11 protein-coding genes are annotated in these 18,084 nt (G+C 55.5%); all 11 read right to left on the reverse strand.

Annotation, left to right across the window (positions count from 1 at the left end):
- A complete protein-coding gene (locus tag LK03_RS02735) occupies nucleotides 1–1,344 on the reverse strand; it encodes a restriction endonuclease subunit S (RefSeq protein WP_038410960.1) in 1,344 nt (447 codons plus the stop codon).
- Nucleotides 1,334–3,067 carry a type I restriction-modification system subunit M gene (locus LK03_RS02740; RefSeq protein ID WP_038410961.1) on the reverse strand — a complete coding sequence of 578 codons (1,734 nt, stop codon included), beginning with the start codon at nucleotides 3,065–3,067 and terminating at the stop codon, nucleotides 1,334–1,336. The genes LK03_RS02735 and LK03_RS02740 overlap by 11 nt, the downstream gene beginning before the upstream one ends.
- A gap of 446 nt (nucleotides 3,068–3,513) precedes the next feature.
- Nucleotides 3,514–6,762, reverse strand: coding sequence for a type I Zorya anti-phage system protein ZorD (gene zorD / locus LK03_RS02745; RefSeq protein ID WP_038410962.1), 3,249 nt, complete (start codon nucleotides 6,760–6,762; stop codon nucleotides 3,514–3,516).
- Complete coding sequence (gene zorC, locus LK03_RS02750) at nucleotides 6,762–8,390, reverse strand: type I Zorya anti-phage system protein ZorC (RefSeq protein ID WP_038410963.1); 1,629 nt, start codon at nucleotides 8,388–8,390, stop codon at nucleotides 6,762–6,764. Before zorC ends, zorD begins: the two co-directional genes overlap by 1 nt.
- Nucleotides 8,387–9,130, reverse strand: a complete 744-nt coding sequence (zorB1, locus tag LK03_RS02755) for a type I Zorya anti-phage system protein ZorB1 (protein ID WP_038410964.1) — start codon at nucleotides 9,128–9,130, stop codon at nucleotides 8,387–8,389. Before zorB1 ends, zorC begins: the two co-directional genes overlap by 4 nt.
- A gap of 13 nt (nucleotides 9,131–9,143) precedes the next feature.
- Nucleotides 9,144–11,336 (reverse strand): type I Zorya anti-phage system protein ZorA1, encoded by a 2,193-nt coding sequence (gene zorA1 / locus LK03_RS02760; protein ID WP_038410965.1) that lies wholly within the window; start codon nucleotides 11,334–11,336, stop codon nucleotides 9,144–9,146.
- Nucleotides 11,337–11,700: 364 nt separating this feature from the next.
- Nucleotides 11,701–13,731 (reverse strand): DUF262 domain-containing protein, encoded by a 2,031-nt coding sequence (locus LK03_RS02765; RefSeq protein ID WP_038410966.1) that lies wholly within the window; start codon nucleotides 13,729–13,731, stop codon nucleotides 11,701–11,703.
- Nucleotides 13,721–15,142, reverse strand: coding sequence for a DUF262 domain-containing protein (locus LK03_RS02770; RefSeq protein ID WP_167334483.1), 1,422 nt, complete (start codon nucleotides 15,140–15,142; stop codon nucleotides 13,721–13,723). Before LK03_RS02770 ends, LK03_RS02765 begins: the two co-directional genes overlap by 11 nt.
- A gap of 95 nt (nucleotides 15,143–15,237) precedes the next feature.
- Nucleotides 15,238–15,981, reverse strand: coding sequence for a hypothetical protein (locus LK03_RS02775; protein ID WP_038410967.1), 744 nt, complete (start codon nucleotides 15,979–15,981; stop codon nucleotides 15,238–15,240).
- Between the two features lie 134 nt (nucleotides 15,982–16,115).
- A complete protein-coding gene (locus LK03_RS22135) occupies nucleotides 16,116–16,835 on the reverse strand; it encodes a hypothetical protein (RefSeq protein ID WP_156109510.1) in 720 nt (239 codons plus the stop codon).
- Nucleotides 16,836–16,951: 116 nt separating this feature from the next.
- On the reverse strand, nucleotides 16,952–18,082 hold the full coding sequence (locus LK03_RS02785; RefSeq protein WP_038410969.1) for a GTPase: 1,131 nt from the start codon (nucleotides 18,080–18,082) through the stop codon (nucleotides 16,952–16,954).
- Nucleotides 18,083–18,084: the final 2 nt, after the last annotated feature.

Genomic DNA, 18,084 nt, shown 5'->3' on the forward strand with positions numbered 1-18,084 from the left:
TCAGACCGCCTCCGACAACATATTTTCATTAGCGACTTCCGTGTCCGGTAGGCGCAGCTGGCCGGAGATCAGCCGAGGCAGCAGGGTGTCACGAATCTGGGTGAGAGTTTTGGCGTGCTCTTGGTTGGCCGAAATTTTCTGCTGAATGCTACCAACGGCAAGTCCAAACGCTTCCGCAACTTTGTCCGAAGGAACGACCACGCTGTACCGTCCAAGGACATCATTCTGCACCCTCTGCCGACCACTGGTGCCGGACATGCTCTGTATTGCATATTCACGAAACATGGGATGACGAGCCAGTAAGTATCCATGATAGGGCGGCAGCGGCGCTTTTGGACGCAGCACTACAAATTCAGTCGAGCCCCACCCGGTTTGATCGTTTGACAGGAAATCGACAAAAGCAGATTTGCCATTTTCTAGACAAGGTGTAATCCGAGCAAGCAGAGTATCGCCGTTGATGAATTTTGTGCCCCCCCCCACCTCTCGGTTAATAAAACCGCTAACAACATGGCCTTGCGTACCAACACTAGCCATGTCGAGGTAGGGTGCCACTTCGCCTTTTTTAAGCTTACGTGGCGGATTGATTTCATATGCCGATTCAAGAGGCATCAGTCGCCAACCCATTGGCACCAGCCCCGACTCAGACTCTTCAAAACTATCGGGAAACAGCGCTGCGGTGGTTGCATCCATGCCTACTGGTTCAAGATTCTCGGCTTTAGATCGCACCGGGTCGAAATCGACAAACCAAGATTTGAACAGCGCCTGGGCGATGGCTTCTAAGGTGGTGTTGGTTTCGCGGAGCAGGGTGATGCGGTCGTCGAGAGCTCCAAGAGTCGCAGCGATACCAAGTTGTGATTGTAGGGGCGGCAGAGTGATCGGAACAGCTGAGAGAATTCCGGTGTTCAAGTTCGGCATGGTCGCGCCGACGGCATGACGAATCAGCCATTCTTTAGTTTCCGGAAGCCGAAGACAGTACGATATGAACTTTGCGTCTGCAATCGCTTCATCTCCCAACCTAACTTTTAGACAGCCGGTCCCACAGAGCCATCCCACCTCATGCAGACGAACCAGTGCATTCTTGGTTACATCACCACGACGGCTGAACACTATGTCTCCAATTTTTAATTTATGTTGGGATAAGCGCTCAACATCAAAGCCATCAATACGGGCTATGCAGTCCTCATCAATTCCGCTTTCACCAATATTAGTTGGCATCACGACAGGAATTCCAAATTCCTTGTAATCTGACGTGTGCAGTTGACTACCGAAAGGGCCTGTCTGGATAGCCCCACCTTGAGCCCCACAAATCTCTCCTAATGTCGTATTCAGCCACTCAAAACTCATAGCCCAGCCCCCCCAACTTCTGGCGAATCAACTGATCGAGCTCGGCGCCCTTGGCCAGTTGCTCGCCCAGCAGCGCCGTGAGAATCTGCATCTTGTCGGCGAAGGCTTCGTCGTCATCCTCGATGACCTCGGCACCGACATAGCGGCCCGGGGTCAATACATGGCCATGCTCTGCGATTTCTGCGAGGGGCACGCTGCGGCAGAAACCAGCCACATCGGCGTAATCGCCAATCTCACTCCCCTCATCCAACGGCACCCCGCGCCAGTTCGCCACAGTCTGGGCAATGTGCTCGATGTCGCTTTCGAGCAGCTCGATCTGTACTCGGCTGATATTAGTGCCGAGCTTGCGCGCGTCGATAAACAGCACCTCGCCAGGGCGTTTGGTTTTCTGCTTGGCCAAAAACCACAGGCAGGCCGGGATCTGCGTGTTGAAGAACAGTTGGCCCGGCAGGGCCACCATGACTTCGACCACGTCGGCCTCGACCATAGCCCGACGGATGTCACCCTCAGTGTTCTGGTTAGAGCTCATGGAGCCATTTGCCAGGACAATGCCGGCACGACCACTGGACTTGAGGTGGAACAACATGTGCTGCAGCCAGGCGTAGTTGGCGTTGCCGGCGGGTGGCGTGCCGTAGACCCAGCGCGGATCACCTTCCAGGCTGCCATGCCACCAGTCGCTGACGTTGAACGGCGGGTTAGCCAGAACGAAATCGGCGCGCAGGTCACTGTGCTGGTTTCGCACAAAGCTGTCGCCCGGCTCCTTGCCGAGGTTGAAGTCGATGCCGCGGATAGCCAGGTTCATTGCCGCCAGGCGCCAGGTGGTCGGGTTGGACTCTTGGCCGTAGATCGACACGTCGCCCAGCTTGCCACCGTGGGCCTCAATGAATTTTTCCGACTGCACGAACATGCCGCCGGAGCCACAGCAGGGGTCGTAAACCTTGCCGTGGTGCGGATTGAGCACGGCGACCAGGGTCTTGACGATGCTGGCCGGCGTGTAGAACTGGCCGCCTTTTTTGCCTTCGGCACTGGCGAACTGGCCGAGGAAGTATTCATAGACCTGGCCGAGCAGGTCGCGGGCGACGTTGGCGTCGCCGCCGAAACCAATGGTCGAGATCAGGTCAACCAACTCGCCGAGCTTGCCATCCGGCAGTTGGGCGCGGGCATATCGCTTGTCGAGGATATTCTTCAGCGACGGGTTTTCCGCTTCGATGGCGGCCAGCGCCTCGTCGATACGCTTGCCGATGTCGATCTGCTTGGCGGCGGCCCGGAGCGACTCCCAGCGGGTCGCTTCCGGTACCCAGAACACGTTGACTTCCTTATAGTAGTCACGCTCTTCCAATTCCCCAGCCAGGTATTCAGGATCGTCGCTGCCCAGGTAGTAATCATCCGTGGCGTCGGCAAAGCGACGCTCCAGCTCGGCACGGCGGCCGGCGAAGCTGTCGGAGATGTACTTGAGGAAGATCAGGCCGAGCACGATATGCTTGTATTCGGCGGCGTCCATATTGGCGCGCAGCTTGTCGGCGGTGGCCCACAGAGTCTTTTCCAGATCCTGCAGCGTGTTGCTGGTGGCGCTGACAGCGGCCTTGCGCCCGCGCTTCTTTTTATCCAGCTCCGATTCTGGCTCGGCCCCGGCTTCGCTCGGCGCCAGGCGGGTGCGGGCCTGCTTGAGTGCCTGTTCAGCGAGACTTTTGGCGGCCTGTTCGGTACCCTTTTGATCCGACATGGACTGTTCCCTACATTCGACGCAGATGTATTGCGCGATAAAAAATGAAAACCCGACCACAGGGGCTCGGGCGAAGATAGCTGCATGATACCTGGGCAGATAGCTATTCGCTGAACCTCCTCGGCATCAGGGACAACCCAGCTGCTTCGGCGTATGCGACCTACGATGCAAACTTCCGCGCACATTAGGCCGTTGAGCTACCGACGCCAAGACTGGACAAGCTCACAGGTAAACAATCCAGGCAGGCCTCGCTGGCGATACTGCGTTAAAAACACCTCAGGCGGCTGAAACCTCAGTATTTGCAAATGCAGAAACGAACAACCTGCACCCAAAATTGGCACATACCTGTTTAGCGCCGCGTAGGGAAGCAGGCATTAATGGCGTATCGATGTTGGCCTTCACCTTTCTAACTCGATTGCAATCTCGATAAATCAAAAGCTCAGCCTTTACCGCGCACCCAGCAACTCCTCAAAATCTGAAGCCTGAAGCTCCGAAGCCCCACTCAACATATCTCGCGCCAACGCCCGCCGCTTGCTCAGCAGCTCATCCAACGTCGCCTCAAATGTCGGCATCGCCGCATCCCGAACCGTCGGGTAGTACACATACACATCCTTCTGCTGCCCAATCCGATAGGCCCGATCGGTCGCCTGATCTTCCTTGGCCGGGTTCCAGCAGCGCGTGAAGTGAATGACGTGGTTGGCGGCCTGCACGTTCACTCCGAATCCGACGGCGATAGTGGACAGGATGATGACGGCGAAACCCGGCAACTCCTGGAATTGATCGATCAGCCTCTGTCGGCTATTGGCACTCTGACTGCTGGTACTGGTGTCACCGTTGATGACCGTCGCCCGAAACCCGAAATGCTTCTGAATTGCGTGCTGCAATTCACGCTGAATATCACGCAGTTCGGTAAAGACGATGACCTTGTCACCGTTACCGTCCCTTTTTATCGACTCGAGAGTTTTCATCAACCATTGCAGTTTCGGCGAGTTGTCGCGCAACCGCGTGTCTGGCTGAACGCTATAAGGATGGGCGCAAATCAGCTTGAGCTTATGCAGCAAGCCGAGCATGCCGGAGGTCTTTTGATCGAGCTGCTCTTCGATCTGCTGCTTCTGGCTGTATGCGGAAATTTCGGACAGATACAGGTTACGCTGCAGGGTATGCATGCCAAGTGAACGGCATGCTGCGTCTTCGATTTTAGCCGGCAGGTCCTTGGCGATGTCCTGCTTGGTCCGCCGCAAAGTCTGCGGTTCGATAAGCCCACGCAGGCGTTCCAGCGCATCCGTATCACGCTCCAGTGCGGCTTCGATGGGGCGCTGATAGTCGCGACCGAACTGGTTCAAGCCGCCCAGAAATCCTGGCTGAATGAAGTCGAACAGACACCAGAGATCGATCAAGGTATTTTCGACTGGTGTACCAGTACACGCCACTCGGAAGCGTGCAGGGATAGCTTTGATCGCTTGAGTCACCAGTGCCGCCGGGTTCTTCAGCTTCTGAGCTTCGTCACACACGACGATGGACCATTGCTGGCGCGCTAGGGAAAATTCCTGATCGCGCAGTGTCTCGTAAGTCGTCAGGACGATTCGGGCATCGCCCATCCAACCTGGACGCAGCAGGTTCTTGATGCCTTTGGCTTTCAAGTCCGCTGGGATTTCATCTTTCTTGAACTTCACTGCACTCAAGGCTGAGCCGTACAGCTTCAATACAGGCAGCGCGTCAGCAAAGAAGAAACAGTGAAGCTCTCGCTCCCAGTTATCGAGCAACGAAACCGGAGCGACGATCAGCGTTGGCTGATCTTTTGGGTACTGTTCCAGGTACCAGACCAGGAAGGTGAGCAACTGGATCGTTTTCCCAAGCCCCATGTCATCAGCGAGCAAGCAACCCGATACGTCCGTGGGAGACAAGCGGAACAAATGCTGCAACCACGCCACGCCTTGCAACTGATGGTCACGCAGAACGACTTCAGGCTTGAGCAAACCAGGCAACTCTGGCGTTGCACCCAAAGCGGCGCTTAACGCTGCTTGACGTACCTGTACGTAAGTCGGCTCGTCAATGTTGTGGCCGATTTGCAGTACGGCGCGGCCAACTTTCTCCCGTTGCTCAACCTGGCCGGTCTCGACAGGTGCAATCTTCTTCGACCAGGCATCCAACAGTTGTTCTGCTGCGGCAATCGAGAGTGGTATTTCAGACTCTTGCAAACACACCGTGTCATCGCCGGCAGCACGCGCTTCATCCAACCGCTGCCCAAACGCTTCAAATTGAGCGCGGTCGGAAGGGTCCCACCGACCGAGGATTCCTGCGTCGATGCCCAGCGCTGCCACATCCTTCGGCAACCAGTTCTCGGTCGCCTCTTTGACCAGGAAAGGCGAAGTAATTCTTTCCGCTTCCCCAATGCCCGTCACGCGGTCGCCGTAGAGGGAAAGGTCCAGGACCGAGTCAAACTCGATACCGGCCGCCTCGTTTTGCCAACGTTTAAGCAGGTCATTGATGCCTGCCAACTGGCGCAAATCAAAATCGCTGAGCTCCAGCTCATAGCCCTGCCAGAAGCCCGCAGGCATACCGGCGGCCAACTTCAGCTGCAGTTCATGCACAAGCGGCGCGAATTCATGGGCCGCTTTGAACTCAATTTCGATAGGCGCCTGCGGGGTTGGAGAAATCGGCTCGAGCGTCAGTGTTACCTGCTCAATACGCTGGCCCGCTTCATCCAGTTTGGGTTCCAGATGGAAGCGATGAAAGAAAATACCGGCCTCAGCGAGCTCGTCTTCATAGGCTTCGGCATCCAGCACGTGTGCGGCACTTTCGCCGAGTGAGCTGTAAGGGTTACGGACGAATGAAAGGGCATCGTCACCAGCAACCCGACGCCCGGGTAACGAACGCACGTAGTCCAGTACCGATTTGACTTCAGGCTCAATCAGAACATGAGTCAGCGAGCCATCGTCACCCGTTATCCGGTACCGATCCTGAACCTGCTTGGCACCGTCAAAGCTCTCAAGCCAGTTGGCCGGCTGGCCATCAAAGCTCGGTTGCAACTCGATAACTGGTATGTCGCCAAGCGTCGACTTTCGTGGGTTGAGCCGCAGTTTCTCGGGTTTGATAACGACGGTCTTATCCAAGAAGCCATCCATACCAGCGCCAGCCTTGCGCGCCAGCTTTCTGATGCTGGCCCAGCCGATCTGGTTGGTTACTTCACCGGGCTCATTTTGTTGTGCCAGATAAAGCTGTCGTACAGCACCGATCAGTTTCCAGGACGCCTCAGGCAGCATTTCTTTGGCTCCCTGATGTTGAACGATGCCCCCCGTTCGCTGCACCTGCACGCTGGCATTGGACTGCGGATCACGCCAGCCACTGATGGAGACCTTGAAATCGTCGGAGGCAAGGCTGCCCTGGCTGCTCAATTGAGGGATGAGGGCTTTCTGCGGCGGCAACCCCAATAGTGGCAGGCTTGTTTCGTGCTCTGGCTCATCCAGCAGCCGGTAGAGCTCATCCCACGTCAAGAGCCAGCGATCGCTCAATTGGGAAACGAACTCCTCTTCTTCCAGCTGATCAAGATAACTCGCCAGCGACCAGGACTCCGTGCTCTCCGCCAAGCTCAGGGGATAACAGATGCCCTGCTCTTCAATGGAAAAAACCGGCTCAGAATTTTCTGCTGCCGAGTTCGGCTGCAGGCCAATGCCTTTGAGGAAACGCTTGAGCATTACTGTCTCCAGAACCGGAGTGGCTGGTTATTGACGGGCCTGAAGCCCAGGCGCTGCAGTGCAGTTACTGCGGCCGGGTCATGATCATCAAGCTGGACCTGAAATGCACCGCCGCGCTCGCGCTGATCATAGACCTTGTGTTTGACCGACTTTAGAGCGTCACGGACCTGGTCTTCAAAAGGCAACGGCTTGGCTGAACCTGCCGCTGCGATCTGACTCTGTACACGAATACCCCATTGCTCGAGGGCATAATCGAATTTGCTGAGCCAACCCTCTATGCGGTCCGGGCGACTGGGTGCAGGTGAATGCCGCATTCGGTCCAGTGCACGATTAGGCTGCTTCAGCTCGCTCGCCAATTCGAGCTGCAACTTGTCTGGATTGAATGGTGACTTGTCTGCTTGATACACATAGCAGGCATTACCGGTACCGGAGAACTCGACGAAAAAGTAGTTCCCGATCTGCATGATGACGGCGTTGTTATGACCGGGGCCGCCTACCAGTCGGCTGAGGCGCCCTTTGTTCTTCCCTCGGAAGTGGACGAAATCTCGCCCGCTGTCGTGCCAAGCATCCGACCCCATGACAATCCGGGTATAACTCATTTGGTTGGCAAAACGCAGCCAATAATGCAGACGAGATTGATCGACTTCTGCTTCCCCTTTCAGCAGGTTGAAGAAGTGCTCCAGATCCTCCTTCGCAAACCACGCCACAACCATCGCGCACACATCATTATCGACATACTGCAGCCAGCTGTTTTGTCTGGAGCGGATCTGCGGACTACCCCAATTGTCGAGCGCAAGCTGTTTGAGCAGCGACGATGGCTTCTCCCGATAAGCTGCCAAGTGGTAACGCGACAGGCATGCACTCAGAATGTCGTTCATGTACCGCGGGTGCTGCCGGCCGATGTCGATCAGGTCGGCCAAGCGCTGAGAAAACTCGGCGTCATCCAGCATGAAAATGCGAGAAATCAGCACGGTAAAAATCCTGCGCCACAGCCAGCTGTTGTCCGGGATCTGCGCAATCGTCTGCAGGGCAGAAAGGTCGCTGATCTCGCCCTTGAACATCTGGTCACCCAGGGTGGCACCTGCCTGCTCGGAAAAAAGCTCCTGATGCTGCTGAACGATCTGCACCCATTCCTTCACACGCGTTTGCTGGTCTCTGACACATTCGAAACCGAGCTGAACATCTTCGCGCAACAGACACCAATTGGCGTTCTGCGCAGGCTTGGCGGCGTCGTAGCCAAAGTAGCTGAAGCACAGCGCCAACCAATCCCGGCGGTTCAGTCTTCGCTTTTCGATACGCTGATGTACTTCTTCGTGCACCCGGGCATAAAGCTGGTCATCGTCCAGTATCGGCCCGACGCGCTCACTCTTGTCGGAAAGGCCGGCGAATACCAAGCGCCATTCCGAGGCGTTGAGTGGTAGTACATTGCGAAACTTGCTTATCGCAGCACGGCGCTTTTCTTCGGGTGGCGGCAAGGCCTTTTCAGCGCGCTCGAATCGCTCGTAAAGATCGACTCCCGCAGCAGCCAGACGGGGAAATCGCTCCAACGGTTCTGGGGCCTGCACCGTGCGATGAGCTGACAGGCTTTGGCTAATGGCGGCGGAAAGCCTCGCGATTGAACTGGTCATCGGTTCATCGCCAACTGACATTTTTCCACGTCAGTGTTAGTGAACACCGGCACATCAGGCTTGAGACTGCTCTCCTTCTCCTTCAAGCCAAAAAACTGCATGCGCAACTCCACTCTCCGGCTTTCTTCCTTGGTGTCCTTTGCATTGTTGAACGACACGCCGCCCGCCAGAAACATCGATCTGATCTGCTGTTGGTGCTCCGGCGACAATCCGACCTGAAGCGGGCTACGACTATCGAGCAGGCTGCACATCACCCACTCCGAACGCTGCAGTGACAAGTGCAAGTTATAAAGGTAGGAACCATCGGTGTCGGTCGATCCCTCGATCACAACCTGTTTGAACCACTTGCGCCCCTCTTCACTGTTAGCCGCGTCCAAAATCATCGGCACGACCTCCTGAAGTGCCGATTGGCCATCGTTGCTCAGCGCGTACTGGTTATGCCCAAAACGGCCAGCATCGTCGAAGCTGATTCGGTTGTCCTTACAGTCCACAATGATGGTCTTGCTGGCAGTCTTCGCCTTGAGGCTCAGGTGCTCGCAGATCTGGCTGATGTCCTTGCTACGCTGCTTCTCCCCCTGTTCCGCCTGGTTGATCCGCTGCGTCACAGAACTCAAAGCCGCCACCATGACCACGAGAAACAGAATCATCATCGCGGTCATCAAATCAGCGAAGGAAATCCAGAAAGGCTTCTCTCCCTCGTCCTTTGAACGGGCAGCCGAAGGCATTTGCTTACCAAACATCGACTAGCCTCCGTTACCGCCTGATACGTTCCATGATGTCGCCGAAATCTTCGAGACTTTCCTTGACCCCTTCCACACCGCCGGCGAGGCTTTTGACTGCTTTATCGAGCTCGGTGTCAAGGCTGCCCAGGGTTTGTCTCAACGCCCGGTCCATACCTTCACCGAATTCCTTGAAGCCGTTACTCAGCACACCACTGATGTTTTCGAGGTATTCATACACTTCACGGTTGAGCGACTGCATCCGCTCGCTTTGAACCTTCAGGTCCTGGAGATATTGGCTGCGCCCGCTGGCTTCCCCTTGTGCACTGGCAACTACCCCTTCGATGACAGCGAGCGTTTTCGCGAGCGCTTCACGATTGTTCCGGTAGTCCGCGACAACGGTATTGAGCTCTCGCGAAGCCTGTGCAAGTTCAGCCCCTGCGCCCTGGACTGTACCCATCAACCCTGCAGTCGATTCACTGGCTCGCACAACGCTTTGCCCGGCAGTTTCAAATCGCTCAGCCGCCGCCCGCATCTTGTCCGCACCTAGCTGCATGCTGTGCAGATGCTGCTCTGTCTGGGCGCTCAATGCATTGACAGTGTCCTGGGCAGATTTCTGTTGCTCGGAAACCGTCTGCAGCAATGCCTTGACCTGCTCGTCGAGGCCACCCACCAGGTCGCGGGTACCTTGGTGCAGGTCTGCTTGGGCTGCGCGGGTGGATTGATCCATCTGCTGCTGGCCCTGTTCCAGTTGCTTGAAGACTGCAGAGAGCTGCTCACCCAGCACCTCAACGGAGCCTGCAATCTTGGCCATGGTTTCCTGCTGGCCTTGGCCGATGCTCTGCTTGATCGACTCGACAAAAGCCTGGAGATTCTCAGCCATTGCCTGTTGGCGAGCCTCGCTTTGAGCAAACAGCTTCTCCATTTGCTCGGCCATTCGAGCGCCAGCCCCCTCCCCTTCGTTGCCGATACGGGCAACCGAAGCCTGAAGATTGGCGAGCATCTCGTTCATCCCCGCTTGCATGGCGTTTTGTCCGGCCTGCATATCGGCCAGTAGCTGGGCAATCATGGTCGAACTGCTTTGATTCGAGGACTCGCTAGCCGAGCGCATATCCTGGATCAGCGTCGAGAAGCCCTGCTGCATCGACTGCATGGCGGCAACCGACTGGCCCATCAACTCGTGGAGGCCATTGAACTGTTGCCCGAACGTTCCTTCCAGCTTGTTCATGAATGCAACCAGAACATCCTGGAGCAGGTTCTGAACCTGCCCGGACTGATCGCCACTGGCGGCCTGCACGGCACCCGCGATGGCTTCAAGCGGCGACTTGAGGCTATTTTCAATTGCCCCGCTCACCTGGTCGGCTAGCAGTTGCCCAGAGTCACGGTAGGTCGTCGACAAGGTATCTGCCAATTTGAGGCTTTCACGGACCTGGGTATCAACCAGGTTCTGTAGCATTTCCCGCAAATCAGTAACGAGGCTGTCCTTCAGCTGACGGGTTTGCACCGAGCTTTCAGCACTGGAGCGCACCAGCTCGGCCAGGTATTCCTCGCCGACACCGCTGTCAAAAAGCCCGTCGATGGTTTCATTGAATGCCTCAAGCAGCTTGTAGCAGTGTCCCAAGCGCCACTTTTCAGTAAGCGTGACGGCGATAGAGGCCATGATTGAAATGAATGAGCCGATGAAAGCGAACAGCACGTCTTTCAACAGCTTATCGACGCTGGCGTTAACCTGTTCAGGCGTGCTTGGGTCAAAGTGCTGAAGACCTAGCATCAAGCCGAAGAAGGTTCCGACGATCCCGATACCGGTCAAAATACCCGGTAGGTGCTTGTAGAACTCGGTCCCCAGCGGGGTATCAACCACACTTTGAGGTGAGAAGAAATGTGCAGCACCGGCAGTGGCTCGTGATCGGAGAAGAACCTGTTCGCCCTCCTTGAGCTCGAACTGATCGTGCAGCGTTTCAGCATACTCGCGCCAGGAATGCTCCAGTCTGCTGCCACTGAACAGTCGCTCCAGCTTAGAACGCCGGAGAGATGGATCGAGAGTTTTCACGTTCTGCAAGCTAACAGTCAAACGTTTCAGCTGGGCACTAAGCTTGAATGACCTACAGAAGTAACGGACGAAGTACCAAGCGCAAAGAATGAAAACGAGACCAACAACCATTTTGGGTGCGATCAGCTGCTCAGAGCTTGCTGCACCCCACAGGTGCAACAACGTCGAAAAATCCATACCTTCCGCCTTCAATTAAGCTTTTTTGATATTCAGCAAGACCGCATTGCCCACACGGATGCGCCAATCGCCTGCCCCGCTGGGGACAGCGACAGCACCTTGCCAAGCACGTTTTGGGGCACTACAAGCTCGGAGTGGAATGGGCGCATCAATGCGCCCCCAGAACCTTTGAAAAAATGCCAGAGAACAATATCTTTATGCCATCACCTTAGCCTGAGCCGTAACCGTCGTAAAGCCGGGAACCACTAATGGCCCCCTGACTTTTGGATACCGAAAAAGCTTGTCGAGGGCGCTCCATGCCTTAACAAGCAGGCGGCTGAATGACGGCATGGGATTCGCTGAAATCCCAAGCCTTCGCTACCCGCTAGCGGTTACAGAAATCCCTTTGATAATGGCGTCGCATTGCCTCCAGCATTGCAGTTTGATGCGCTTCTGCCTTCGCATCACCCCATTCGCTATTCGAATATATCAAGTCCATTTTCAAAGAGTCTGGCCGCTTCTCAAGGGCTCGCTTGTTGAGGAATCGCTGGCGCTTTTCGTTGTATGGCAGGTTGCTGTACTCGGAGTTGATACTGCGCGAGACCAGCGCCAAATTGCCAAAGCGGTTCAGCCAGGCGCTGGTGACCTTATTGGTATCGGTCGCCTGTGGACTCTGCGGCGAAATATGTTCCACCGAGTTCTTGGCTGTGAAGCGGAAGTTGCCCCATGCCTCATGATCACGATGCTGCTCATGCCAGAGCACAAAGTCCAGCTTGTAGAACCAGTAATGAGCAAAGTCGACGCCGTAATCGCAGGGCAACACTGCCTCGAATTGAAGCGCAGCGGCGGTACGCCAGGGCTCATTCATGAATGCCCGCGTGCGCACTACCAAGGGATCGCTCGTCACTTCCCCGAGCAATTGGTTATCCAAATGGCACAGGAAGCCGTAGTAGCGCTCAACCTCCTCCACGCCGCCACGCACGGTTTGCGCATGCTTATGGATGAAATAGAGGAACGGTGTCAGCCAATAATGGGTGGTGATCTCCTGGGAGTGGTAGAGCATGCTCTGCAGTAACGACATGCCTTGTTTCAGATCATTGTCACGGCTGCGATTGATGTAACGCTTGTCATCATTGGCAGAGATCGAGGTGTGGCAAATTTGATGAACCTCGTCATCCCCCTGATCGACCCACTTGATTGCGTATTCATCCCAAAGCACTCGCATACGCCAGAGCAGGTCAATGAACCCTTGTGCCCTCGCGTTACGCTGCGCGGGCTCCGCCGGCTGCAGTAAATGGGCCTCAAACAAGGTAAGCAGGTGCCGATCCAGCACGCGGGGCAGATCTGGCTGCCCTTGCTCTTTCAACCAGATACGCAGCACATGCAGAAGGAACAAAGGGAAGCCAATAATACTGCGCGCCCATGGTGCCTCCCCTTCGTCCATCGCGATGGTCGCGGATCCATTATCAAACTTGGGATCTGCGCCGTTGACAATGCTCTCCAAGGTCAGCCGTTCAGCAGATTCCACCTGTGCAGCCTCGACTCTTCGCGACAGCAGTCCGTGCACAGCTACTGCGTGAAGCAACTGCCCTTTGCTATAGAGATCACCCAAGCGGTGAGCCTCCAGCTGTGTATCCTGGCAGAGATTACGTTCGACAAAGCCACTCATGTCGGCACAAGCGTTCCACAAAGCTGCGTAACGGGAACGGCTTTCGGCGGGGATGTCGCGCAGTAGCCTAGCCTTGAGAATTTCGTGATGCTGAAGCTGGATGCCGCGGTTGTTGATGACCTCAAACAACTTGTTCAAGTCCATCCCCTCAGGCACCTGAGTGAGCACGAGCGAAACCTTGCGATAAACGAAGGAAGCCAGCTCCTTGAGGTATTCGTCATCCACAGGCTTGCCATCCGCACGCTTGTAGGACTGCTTGAAAGAAGCCATCAGTTGCTGAGCTTCTCTCATGCTTTGAGTATCCGGGATCTCTGGGCTTGCTCCACTCTTGCCAGGCATCATGCTGGCAAGGAAAGTGCTCACCTGCTCGCGGATCGAGAAATGCAAGCGTGGAATAACGCTGTCTTTCAGCACTACCCTGCTGAAATCACCCATCACCTGGTTCCATATGGCGACCGTGCTGAGCATCCAAAGCGTCGTGAAGCGCTGCTGTCCATCGATCAGGTCGAAGCGGCGCAGCCCCTTAAGGCGATCTTGCTCAGAGGGTTTTTCAACCAGCAGGGCACCACCCAGAAAAAACTGGTCTTCGCCCCGATCAAAGGCATTCGCCATATCGGTCAGCAATGTCTTGATCTGATCATCACCCCAGACGTACAGCCGCTGGTAGATAGGCACGTTGAAGCACCAGGCCGCGTCGTCTTGATTAACCAGCTGTTCCAAGGTGAAGAGACGAGAATCAATACTCATGGCGATCTTCCTGGCAAGCCTTCAAGTACGTTTCGAGCCATTGCGATTTACCCGCAAGGGTCGAGCATTCGGAGTGCAACTGCCCTTGATAGAAATCCAGGACTGCCCTCTTGTATCGTCCCTGCACCCCCTGCCCTGTTGCTACCGTTTCGTTAGCATACGAAGACGCCACCGCTTGTTGTCGGTGCTGAAGAAAGTCCAGCACCTGCTTCGGGTGATAACTCTGGGCAATCACATCCAACAGGTTAAGCTCGGCCAGCCTGAAGAAATTGGCCGCGGTTTCCTGCTTGACCTGTTTTTTCTCCAGGCGAATCGCGCCCAGCAAAAACTCCAAGCGCAGGGCAAAGGCGGTCAATTGTTCAACGTCGAACCGATCGACATACATCAGGCTACAGAGCATGAAAATCTCGCGCAGGTACTGCTGGTTACTACGCAGCAGCTGTTTGTAAATCGAGCGGAACATACTGACCTGCGGACAAGGAGCAGGATCATTCATTAGCCGTTGCAGCAACGCTGCGTACTTGTCTGCGTATAGAAAGAACCCAACACCTTCATGGATGGGCTGACGCAACGCCATAGGCAGGCTTGCAGGATTTTGCCCGACTCGCAGCTGGCTACCCTGCAGCACATAATCACCATCTCCCGCCAGCGTCATGCAGGACGCTAGCCGATTGTGCCGGGTCGCGTAGAGCGGCACGCTGTCAATACGACTACGGCTGTCGGCGGCGTGGGGCCAAGTGTCGCGCTGGAATTCTGCCAGGAGCGGTTCGTGCTTCCCCGCAGGCGTGTGCGATCCGCGCCAACGCCGCGCACGCCAGAGAAAACGATTGAATAAGTTAGGGGCGAAGTTCTGACCTGGGCTCAGCACCGCCGGGTGGCGTTGCAGCCTCTCCCAGCGCTCTGCACAGTCCCTCTGCAGTGCAGCCTTGAGTTCAGTCTTCCCTTGCGCGTAGTCGATCGCACGCAGGTGATAGGCCTTGAGCAGGTCAGTGGCCTCCAAGCGCACCCCGCGGTTGTTCTGGGTGTCGAAGAAGGTGAAAGCGAGGTCAGTGCTGTCCACTTCGATCACTGTCAGCCGCAGCCTTTCGATGATCTGCGGCGCAATCGCCTCCATTTGCTTCAATGCTTGCAATCCCTCAGCAATATGTCGCGCGGATTGGCCCGAATAGCTGAGTACCTGCCCCACTGGCAGCTTGCCGGTAGAGCGGTGGTACAACAGTGAGAGCGCGGTGATGCGCTGCTGACCATCAATAATGAACCGCTTCGACTGGCTTGCATCACGATGCAGCAGTACACCACCCATGTAGTAAGGCAGGGAGGTATCCGCCTGTGCTGCATATGTTGCTAGGTCATTGACCAGTTGCGTCAGCTTGTCTGGCCCCCAGACGAAACCTCGCTGATAGCTGTCCAATGCCAACGGCCAATCGCTTGCATTGAGTAATTCTGCGAAAGACAGAGTACTGACCCGTACAAGCGAACTCGGCTTCGCGGGTAGAATTTCCCGATTCAATTTTCGTCCCAACGTTTACGCAGCGTCCTGATCAGCGCGTTTCCTCGCAACGCGCGGCCGTCTGGCCCACAGAGTGCGACAGAGCCTTCCGGTAATCCGAAGACATCTTCGATCCTTGCCCGTATGGTGCTCACTTTCGCATCCGAGCGTGCGGCCCGATAGCGAGCCGCCTTCCGGTTTCCGACAACAACCGTCGAGTCTTCTTCCTGATCATCCGAAGCCTCCAGATCCTCGGCATCCCAGATCTCTTCCGCATCCTCCTCCTCGATCAGCTCGCCATCGTCGTCGGCCTCTTCAGCCTCGTCGACTTCAGCGGTCAGGTCAGCCAGCGTCTGGGCATGGGAGTACCATGTGCTGGCATCCTCTTGTTCCCACACTAAGCCATCCTGGACATGGAAGGTGCGCAGCGCTGCGGAAGACGGAACGTAATCACTGAATCGCGACCTCACGGCCGGTAAACGTTCAAAGCCAGCCCCCAAGGCACGCAGCACTTTTTCTGGGCCTGCGACCAGCAAAAACTCAGACCAGCACGGCTCGCGGAAATTGACGCTGACAGTACCGTACATGTAGAGAGTCGCCCGCAGTGATGCGTCCTGCTCAGCCAATTGGGTGAGTACCTGCATCACCGTGCGATAGATGCTGAAACCTGCGTCCTCGATGGACTGCGAATCGACCTCGACTGTGGGTAAGGGCGATTTACTGTTGACGAACGCGAGCTCCGTCACCGATTTCTTGATCATTGCCTTCATTCCTTAAGCGGGACCTTGGGTGGGCGTCACGAAGTGATTTTTCAGAATTGCAAACTCTGGGATGAGCCTTGTCTGACAACGAAAACTGTCAGAACCTGTACTCAACACTGGCCCTGGAGATTCTTTCAGTAAAAATAATTCGCCTCGCACTTCTTATCGAGACCGACAAGTACACTTTGATCAATTCGACAAGCCGTTGGCGGTTCGTTTGGCCCCCAGTGTCGGCAATAATATCGCCCTTCATTCACCGCGTCCCCCTCTTCGGTAAAGACTTCGATCACCGCATTCCAGAGGGACACCCGTGGTGCCTCACTGGTGGGATCGAGACACAGCAAATGAGTGATCTGCAATTCGTCGTCATCATCAGCCTGGTACCCCTGATAACCGATTACAAGCAACCAGTGCCCTGTCTGCCCTCCTTCCCACTCAACACCGACAATTGGTATTTTACGGTAGTCGACCGCATCAGCGATGTTCCGGATAGTGATTTTACGACGTGGTGCGGCTTCAAGAACATCGGTGAGAACACCGACGCGCTTGAATACATCAACCAACCAGCTCACATCAAAATCGTCGGTACCTTCTGAGACCAGAGCACCAAACACCATCAGGTTTTCGCGAAAGCGGCCAAGACGCGTACGGCCATCAGCTCTATCGAGAGAACACGCCTGCTCTCGGGACATGACCCCTAGCATGATCAAAGTCATCACCACACAATAGGGCCCGCAGGCGCCGTCCATTTCGCCTTGGCGCAAATGGACATAATCATGTGCGCGGGGATGAGCACAAGTGACCGGGCCATTGGGCGAAACCGATAGCCATGGACTTACGAACATTCGATTCATACAACATCATTCCTTTGCTAATAAACGACAGTCACTTGATTCAAGCGGTCGCAGCTAGATCATACGACTCCCACCGTTATGACCAACAAATCCACACATCACGCTCAGCAAGCTGGTCAGAAAATTCCAAACAGCTTCGATTTAACAACCATTACGGACGGGGTAAGGCAGCGGGCAAAAAAATTGTCTTGCTCCGCATATTTCACAAACAACCGGTCGAGTTCAGCATCGACACGTTCAAAGCCTTCATCAAGCCAACCGATCAAGGTCGATTTCAGGGTCAGGATTATTTTTGCCGCCTCAAACAGTGCCCCCACCTTGCGCATCAGACTGTCTGATTCAAACCCGCCTTCGATCTCTTTGAAACGCCCTTCCATCTCGCTCTGGAAGTCGTCGAATACTCGAGTGACTGCGCTTTCCAGCTCATCGCTGGTCCCCCAGTCACCCACGAAGCCAAAGGATGAGAGGTAGTCATCGAAGCTTCGTAAATCGGAAAACACTTCGTCAAAGTCGGGGAGCTCGATTTCTCTGTCCAAATCGAGGTCAGCGATTTTGAACAGGCTCAGATCCGCCTTTTCAATCTTGCTGACCATAGTGTTGCGCATTTCCATGAGCACACGTTTGAAGTTCAAGCAGCTCATTGCTGCCAGACGCTTGCTCAGGAAGGCGTGAGATTGCTCCAGGTACAGTGAAAGCACTTCTTCCCGGCCAAAGGCCTGCGTCGACTGGCCGCCGCGCTTGCGCACCGACACCGAACACAGCGGTGTCACAGATACACCCGGGCACAGCTTGTGAATTTCCCGCGTCAGGGCCTCGACTTTATCGCCCGCCACATCGGCATTGGTCAGGATAACTTGCAGGGGAATTTGAGCATCCTGGCCGATGCGCTTGATCAGGTTGAGATCAACCGGCTCCAGGCGTGCCGAGCTGGCGTTGATGACATAGAAAGCGCCATGTATCCAAGTTTCCGGCTCCATGGGGCGTTCTCGCCGCTGCTGCATGAAACGGTCGAACTGGTCTAGCCAACGTCCGTAGTTGTCGGCCTCCAGCCCAACACTGTCGAACACATTCAACAGGTGCCCTTGGTGAGCAAAAGTGTGCGACTGGAAGTTTTTTTCCCAGGTGGTAACAGGCTTACCACTTCCGGTTTCAAACAGGCCGGGCTTGTCGAACAGATAATTGCAGAAGCTACTTTTTCCTACGCCGCTTTTGCCCAACACGATGAGATTGATCGCGAACTGATCCATGC

Origin of the sequence: Pseudomonas cremoricolorata (assembly GCF_000759535.1) — a bacterium.
GTDB classification, from domain to species: Bacteria; Pseudomonadota; Gammaproteobacteria; order Pseudomonadales; family Pseudomonadaceae; genus Aquipseudomonas; species Aquipseudomonas cremoricolorata_A.

What these genes read in the sequence shown, in the direction of transcription:
- LK03_RS02735 (WP_038410960.1), bottom strand. Translation starts at nt 1,344, where the DNA reads ATGAGTTTTGAGTGGCTGAATACGACATTAGGAGAGATTTGTGGGGCT.
- LK03_RS02740 (WP_038410961.1), bottom strand. Translation starts at nt 3,067, where the DNA reads ATGTCGGATCAAAAGGGTACCGAACAGGCCGCCAAAAGTCTCGCTGAA.
- zorD (WP_038410962.1), bottom strand. Translation starts at nt 6,762, where the DNA reads ATGCTCAAGCGTTTCCTCAAAGGCATTGGCCTGCAGCCGAACTCGGCA.
- zorC (WP_038410963.1), bottom strand. Translation starts at nt 8,390, where the DNA reads ATGACCAGTTCAATCGCGAGGCTTTCCGCCGCCATTAGCCAAAGCCTG.
- zorB1 (WP_038410964.1), bottom strand. Translation starts at nt 9,130, where the DNA reads ATGTTTGGTAAGCAAATGCCTTCGGCTGCCCGTTCAAAGGACGAGGGA.
- zorA1 (WP_038410965.1), bottom strand. Translation starts at nt 11,336, where the DNA reads ATGGATTTTTCGACGTTGTTGCACCTGTGGGGTGCAGCAAGCTCTGAG.
- LK03_RS02765 (WP_038410966.1), bottom strand. Translation starts at nt 13,731, where the DNA reads ATGAGTATTGATTCTCGTCTCTTCACCTTGGAACAGCTGGTTAATCAA.
- LK03_RS02775 (WP_038410967.1), bottom strand. Translation starts at nt 15,981, where the DNA reads ATGATCAAGAAATCGGTGACGGAGCTCGCGTTCGTCAACAGTAAATCG.
- LK03_RS22135 (WP_156109510.1), bottom strand. Translation starts at nt 16,835, where the DNA reads ATGAATCGAATGTTCGTAAGTCCATGGCTATCGGTTTCGCCCAATGGC.
- LK03_RS02785 (WP_038410969.1), bottom strand. Translation starts at nt 18,082, where the DNA reads ATGGATCAGTTCGCGATCAATCTCATCGTGTTGGGCAAAAGCGGCGTA.